A 4,295-nucleotide genomic window follows, 5' to 3' on the forward strand; every position below is an offset into this window, starting at 1 on the left:
AGAAATTACACCATCAACTTGAACAAAATACTCTTTTTCTATCTGCTTACTTCTAATAAAATCACTTGTTTTACCATCGGTTGTTAGTAATAATAAGCCTTCAGATTTTTCATCTAATCTCCCAATTGCCATTGTGTTTTCTGGAAAAGCGTAAAATTCACCTAATAATTTCTTTTTATTTTTTCGTTGCTCATTATTTACAAACTGACTTAAATAACCATCAGGTTTGTAAATTGCAAAATGTTGATGTTTAGTGTTTCCCATTTAAAATAGTGTAAACCAATTCTTTGGAAAGTGTTTGTCCAGCAGCTTTTTTTCTAATGTCATCGAAACTAAAAATAAAATCGCAACTATTTTTGTATTCGCTACAACCGTAAGCAGATTTACCTTTTAATATAGTTCCTTTTTTGCATTTTGGGCAACTAATTTTATTAGCTGTCAGTATTGAAGGTGTAGAAATTTTATTATTTGAGGCGGAAGTATTCTTTTCTTCCAATTTTAATTTAAAGTTTTCATCAAAACGTACCAAGCCTTCAACAGTACCATTTTCAGTTTTAAATCCTTTTAAATTTACAGTACAACCTTTTTTTAACAATCTGATATACTGATTTTCAGATATTTTTTTATCTAAAAAGGTAAAAGGAAGTTTTAAATCGCAACCATTTTTATAATTGCTACAGCCATAAGCAGTTGAACCTTTTAAAATAGTTCCAGAATTACACTTTGGGCATTTTTCAGTGGTAATTCCATTGTTACTTTTTGATGTTTTGCGAGTCGTCGAATCACGGGTGCTGAGTGGAGTCGAAGCATTATTTTTTGAAGTTGATACAGCTGAAATATTAGCTCTTACTTTTTCAGAGCGAACTTCATACACTAAATTATCAACCATTTTTTTCATATTTTTTATAAAAGTTCCAGCGTTAAAAGTTCCTTGTTCAATTTCTTTCAGTCTTTTTTCCCATCTTCCAGTGAGTTCAGCAGATTTCAATAATTCGTTTTGAATGGTGTCAATTAATTTAATTCCAGTAGTGGTTGGCAACAATTGTTTTTTATTACGAACAATGTATTTACGTTTAAAAAGTGTTTCAATAATATTTGCTCGTGTGGAGGGTCTGCCAATTCCGTTTTCTTTCATTAATTCCCTTAAATTATCATCATCTACCTGTTTTCCAGCGGTTTCCATTGATCGTAAAAGTGTGGCTTCAGAAAAATGTTTTGGAGGTTTTGTTTCTTTTTCTAGGAACGAAGGTTGGTGAGGTCCTTTTTCTCCTTTAATAAATGTTGGTAAAATACCAGTTTCCTTTTTAGTTGAATCGGGGGATTCAAATACAATTCTCCATCCTTTTTTTAAAATTTCTTTTCCTGTAGTTTTAAAAGAAACAGTGTCAGCTTTTCCTGTTACAGTTGTATTTGACACTGCACATTCATCGTAAAAAACGGCAATAAAGCGTTTTGTAATAATATCATAAATTTGTTGTTGGTTGTATTGCAAGTTTATTTGCACACCTGTAGGTATTATTGCGTGGTGATCAGTTACTTTTTTATCATCAAAAACTCTGGATGATTTCTTTATTTTTTTTACTAATAAAGGTTGCGTTAAAGTTTTGTAATTGGTTAAGTTTTTTAAAATTGCTGGAATTTTAGGATACACATCATTCGGTAAGAAAGTTGTATCAACTCTTGGATAGGTAACTACTTTTTGTTCATACAGTTTTTGTACAATTTTCAACGTTTCATCAGCAGAAAAACCAAATTTATTATTACAATATACTTGTAAACCAGTTAAATCGAATAGTTTTGGAGCATATTCTTTTCCTTTCTTTTTTGTAGTCGAAATAATTTCAAAGTCACTTTCTTTTACTTTATTAGTTAAAAATTCACCATCTTCTTTCTTTAAAAATCGTCCTTCTTCACAGTTAAATTGTGTTTCTCTATAAAGTGTTTGTAATTCCCAATACGGTTGTGGTTTAAAATTTTCAATTTCTTTAAACCTATTTACAAGCATTGCTAAAGTTGGAGTTTGAACACGCCCAACGGATAACATTTGCTTGTAGCCACCGTGTTTAACGGTGTATAATCTAGTGGCATTCATTCCTAATAACCAATCTCCAATGGCTCTAGAAAAACCTGCATAATATAAATTATCGTAATTTTTTGAAGGCTTTAAATTTTGAAAACCTTCTTTTATTGCTTCAGTAGTTAAAGAGGAAATCCATAAACGTTGTACTTCACCTTTATAATTTGCCTGATTAATAACCCAACGTTGAATTAATTCTCCTTCTTGCCCGGCATCACCACAATTTATAATTACATCGGCTCTGTCAAATAAACTTTTTACAATATTAAATTGCTTTTGTATGCCATCATTTGCAACAACTTTAGTTTTAAACCTTTCGGGAAGCATTGGCAAGTTATTTAAATCCCAACTTTTCCAATGCGGTTTGTAGTCGTTTGGTTCAAAAAGGGTACATAAATGTCCGAAAGTATAAGTAACCGCATAACCGTTTCCTTCAAAATACCCATCACGTTTTGTGGTTGCTCCTAAGACAGTAGCAATTTCGCGAGCAACACTTGGTTTTTCGGCAATACAAACTTTCATTTAATAGTTGATTTTTAAAGTTGCAAAGTACTAAATTTTAATAGAATTAGGAACCAACATTTTTAAAATACACTATAAACTTAGATGTATAAAATAAATTTTTTTGAGTAGCTATAATTTAGTTTTTTATTTGGAACCAAAGTAAGTAACTATTAAATTAAAAACAATATATTTAGAGCTTTTAGAAATTATAGCTTAAACTAAAATTAATCAATGAAATCATTTACAATTAAAGAAATTAATACGCTATTAAATGGTGAATTAATAGGCGATACTACTCAGAAAATTACAGGACCGGAACACATAGAAAAAGCATCAACAGATCAAATTACTTTTATAGGAAATAAAAAGTATGTTCATTTGTGGGGAACATCAAATGCATGTGCGGCAATTATTAGTGAAAATTTAAATGTTGAGCCGTTAGAAAACAGAGCAATTATAAAAGTTAAAAATGCTGATTTGGCAATGGCAAAAGTGTTAGAGATTTTTAATCCAAGTCTTCCGCAATTTGATGTTGATTTACACCCAACTGCTGTAATTCACGAAACTGCAAAAATTGGAGCAAATTGTAAAATTGGAGCAAATTGTTATGTTGGCAAAGATGTTGAAATAGGTGATGGTGTAATTTTATATCCGAATGTTGCAATTTTTGATGCTACTATAATTGGAAATAGAACTTTAGTTTGGTCTGGAACTGTTATTCGTGAGCGCACAGAGATAGGAAGTGATTGTATTTTTCATTCAAATGTAAGTATTGGAGCGGATGGCTTTGGGTATCGACCAGATAGTAGCGGATTGGTTAAAATACCTCATATTGGTAATGTTATAATTGGAAATAATGTAGAAATTGGTGCAAATTCATCTGTTGATCGTGCAAAATTTAGCTCTACAATAATTGGTGATGGCTGTAAAATTGATAATTTAGTTCAAATTGCTCATAATTGTATTTTAGGTCGTTCATGTATTATGGCAGGAAGTAGTGGTTTGGCTGGTTCAGTTACTTTAGGAGATGGCGTTGTTATTGGTGGAGCATCTTCAATAAAAGACCATGTTACAATTGGCTCCGGAGCTGTTGTTGGTGGTGGTTCTGGTGTAATGAGCGATGTTCCTGCGGGTAAAACAGTAGTTGGTTATCCTGCTACAGATGCAAGAGATATGTTTAGACAATGGGTTGCATTAAAAAAGCTTGGAAAAGGATAAATTTAGTAACGGATAATAAATTATATTTGCTTAAAAATTATTAATTAAATTTTATAATGTTAAAAGAATTAAAAGAAATTAAGCCTGGCATTGGACTGGGATTTCTAAAATTTGGAATGTCTAGAGATCAAGTTAAAGAATTACTTGGAGAACCAGAATTTATTGACAAATATTCGCATTCTGATGCTGCAAACGATACAACAGAATCTTGGGAATATGACGAATTGTTTTTATCAATTAGTTTTGATGAAGCTGAAAATTGGAAATTAATGATGTTTTCTGTAAGCTCAGATTTTTATGAATTAGAGGAGGCTTCCCTAATTGGTTTAAGTGAAAAAAAATTAGTTGATCAATTAGATGAAATTGATTTAGGAGAAGTATTTGTTGAAGATTGTTCAGATAACGACAATGAAGATCATAAAGTAATTGAAATTGATGAAAAATCCATCAACTTTTGGTTAACAGATGGCGTTCTAGACGAAATACAATGGTCTCC

At 31.1% G+C, this 4,295-nt stretch carries 4 protein-coding genes; 2 read left to right on the top strand and 2 right to left on the bottom strand.

Annotated elements, in window-relative coordinates; translation table 11 throughout:
* Positions 1-264 (bottom strand): pseudouridine synthase (locus AB1Z17_RS02800; protein ID WP_368050270.1); only part of this gene is annotated, 264 nt, incomplete at its 3' end.
* The gene (locus tag AB1Z17_RS02805; protein ID WP_368050271.1) at positions 251-2,599 is read right to left on the bottom strand and encodes a DNA topoisomerase 3; all 2,349 of its coding nucleotides are present in this window, start codon (positions 2,597-2,599) and stop codon (positions 251-253) included. The genes AB1Z17_RS02805 and AB1Z17_RS02800, both read right to left, overlap by 14 nt.
* Before the next feature lie 213 nt (positions 2,600-2,812).
* Between AB1Z17_RS02805 and lpxD the strand changes: the two genes are divergently transcribed.
* Entirely contained in the window at positions 2,813-3,799 is a 987-nt protein-coding gene (lpxD, locus tag AB1Z17_RS02810; protein ID WP_368050272.1) for a UDP-3-O-(3-hydroxymyristoyl)glucosamine N-acyltransferase, read from the top strand.
* Positions 3,800-3,855: 56 nt separating this feature from the next.
* Positions 3,856-4,295: hypothetical protein (locus AB1Z17_RS02815; protein ID WP_368050273.1), on the top strand; the 440-nt coding region annotated here is incomplete at its 3' end.

Source organism: Lutibacter sp., from assembly GCF_040883305.1.
Lineage (GTDB): Bacteria > Bacteroidota > Bacteroidia > Flavobacteriales > Flavobacteriaceae > Lutibacter.

What these genes read in the sequence shown, in the direction of transcription:
- AB1Z17_RS02805 (WP_368050271.1), bottom strand. Translation starts at nt 2,599, where the DNA reads ATGAAAGTTTGTATTGCCGAAAAACCAAGTGTTGCTCGCGAAATTGCT.
- lpxD (WP_368050272.1), top strand. Translation starts at nt 2,813, where the DNA reads ATGAAATCATTTACAATTAAAGAAATTAATACGCTATTAAATGGTGAA.